This is a genomic window from Enhygromyxa salina (assembly GCF_002994615.1).
Classification (GTDB): domain Bacteria; phylum Myxococcota_A; class Polyangia; order Nannocystales; family Nannocystaceae; genus Plesiocystis; species Plesiocystis salina_A.
On record NZ_PVNK01000246.1, the window covers coordinates 1 to 660 of the forward strand.

The window sequence follows — 660 nt, forward strand, 5'->3', positions numbered from 1 at the left end:
GCGTGCGCAGCGTCGACTGGGCCGAGGTCGTGGATCTGAAGGGGACGGGGACCGGGCACCTGGTCTGGTCGTCGTCGTCGGCCTCGGGCCGGGGCGGGGTGCTGCGCTACATCGATCTGATGGGCGGCCAAAAGCCGCACCTGCTGATCGGGTCGCGCAACAACATGGGGGCCGAGACCAAGGTTGCGTACGCGCCCTCGACCAAGTTCTACTTGGCCGACAAGGCGGCCGGGAAGCCGTGGGCGACGAAGCTGGCGTTTCCGGTTCAGGTGGTCGAGCGGGTCGAGAGCATCGACCACGTCACGCGGCAGCGCCACGTTCAACGGGTCGCGTACCACCACGGGTACTTCGACGGGCAGGAGCGGGAGTTCCGAGGGTTCGGGATGGTCGAGAGCTGGGACACCGAGTCGTTCGAGGACTTTGTGGGTGATGGGTTGTTCGCGTTCGAGCAATTCGACGCGGTGGAGGAGCAGCTGCACCAGCCGCCGGTTTACACGAAGAGCTGGTTTCACACGGGGGCGTATTTGGGTGGCGAGGAGCTCGCGGAGCGCTTTGCTCGGGAGTATTGGGGTGGTGATGACAAGGCGTTCGAGCTGCCCGCGAGCGTGGTGCCGAGCGGGCTGACGGGCGCGGAGGCGCGCGAGGCCGTGCGTGCGCTCG

The 660-nt window shown here is 67.3% G+C and carries 1 protein-coding gene; it reads left to right on the forward strand.

What is annotated here, in order from left to right; translation table 11 throughout:
• A partial coding sequence (locus ENSA5_RS28430; RefSeq protein ID WP_308726580.1) for a toxin TcdB middle/N-terminal domain-containing protein occupies positions 1-660 on the forward strand: 660 nt, incomplete at both ends.